1 pseudogene is annotated in these 322 nt (G+C 38.5%); it reads left to right on the top strand.

What is annotated here, in order from left to right:
* Nucleotides 1–138, top strand: a pseudogene (locus tag JKM87_RS17720) (IS256 family transposase); the annotation flags it as partial.
* Nucleotides 139–322 lie beyond the last annotated feature (184 nt).

Below are 322 nucleotides of genomic sequence, written 5' to 3'. Positions count from 1 at the left end.
GACATTAAAGCAGCTGAAAAGATTGTTTATCTGACTGTCCAAAACTTAAATGACACATGGTCAGAACGTAAACTAAGAGGCTTTGCTTCTGCCTTCAGTGCTTTACAAGACATGTTTGTAGAACGTTATGGTGACTAACTTCATCATCCATATTAGATGGTAATAATGAAAAAGAACCCGTCAAGGATTCGGCTTCGCCCACCATTCGGTGCCCTTGACTGAACCTTTTTTCATTATTATGTCGTTTTTAGGATGATGAAGGTTCAAATATATTTCATTCTGAAGGATAGCCCTACGGGCTTACACAAAATTCTTGACGGTA

Origin of the sequence: Caldalkalibacillus salinus, assembly GCF_016745835.1 — a bacterium.
GTDB lineage: Bacteria > Bacillota > Bacilli > Caldalkalibacillales > JCM-10596 > Caldalkalibacillus_A > Caldalkalibacillus_A salinus.
Note: the sequence above shows the minus strand (reverse complement) of the source record. Positions and strands in the feature narration are given on the sequence as shown.